1 protein-coding gene is annotated in these 297 nt (G+C 49.2%); it reads right to left on the bottom strand.

From position 1 onward, the window contains the following. On the bottom strand, positions 1-297 hold a 297-nt coding region (locus Q4528_RS13385; protein ID WP_303522003.1), incomplete at both ends, for a hypothetical protein.

A 297-nucleotide genomic window follows, 5' to 3' on the forward strand; every position in this document is an offset into this window, starting at 1 on the left:
GAGTCAGTGTTTGTATCGGTTTGTGTAGGAGTCTGCTCTGCTGCGTGTTGAGATGTTTCATCCTCGTCTTGTTGTTGAGGCGCCCCTTGGGTCTCTTCCAATAATGCAGCTATGTCATCATCACCCATCACTGAGTCAGTGTTTGTATCTGTTTGTCTAGGAGCCTGCTCTGCTGCGTGTTGAGCTGTCTCGTTCTCGTCTTGTTGCTGAGGCACCCCTTGGGTTTCATCCAATAAGGCTGCTATGTCATCATCACCCATTACTGAGTCAGTGTTTGCACCTGTAGGTGCTGTAGTC

Origin of the sequence: Staphylococcus pasteuri (assembly GCF_030547725.1) — a bacterium.
In the GTDB taxonomy this organism is placed as follows: Bacteria; Bacillota; Bacilli; order Staphylococcales; family Staphylococcaceae; genus Staphylococcus; species Staphylococcus pasteuri.